The organism is Pseudomonas sp. W15Feb34 (assembly GCF_023127765.1).
Taxonomy (GTDB): domain Bacteria; phylum Pseudomonadota; class Gammaproteobacteria; order Pseudomonadales; family Pseudomonadaceae; genus Aquipseudomonas; species Aquipseudomonas synxantha_A.
On the sequence record NZ_SPKN01000042.1, the window covers coordinates 171,660 to 172,006 of the forward strand.

The 347-nt window shown below is 62.2% G+C and carries 1 protein-coding gene; it reads right to left on the minus strand.

Translation table 11 applies throughout. From position 1 onward, the window contains the following. A partial coding sequence (locus E4O97_RS19750) for an ATP-binding cassette domain-containing protein (protein ID WP_248162018.1) occupies positions 1–271 on the minus strand: 271 nt, incomplete at its 3' end. Positions 272–347: the final 76 nt, after the last annotated feature.

Here is a 347-nt window from a genome sequence, read left to right on the forward strand (position 1 = left end):
AATGCAGTTCCTGGTGGATCACCGCGACACCGTTGGCGATGCTGTCGGCAGCATTCTTGAACGCCATGACCTGCGCGCCGATCTGCACGCTGCCGCTGATGGGAATGTAGGCGCCGCCGAGGATTTTCAGCAGCGTCGACTTGCCCGCACCGTTCTCGCCCATCAGGGCATGCACCTGCCCGGGGTGGGCGGTGAAGCTGATGCCGTCCAGCGCCTTGACCCCGGGAAAGGTTTTGCCGATCGCGTCGAAACGCAGGGCCGCAGCGGTCATTTCCACAGCCCGATCTTGGTCAGTTCTTCCTTGAAGTTCTCGCGGGTGATCAGGGTGACTTCGTCCATGGCGGTGT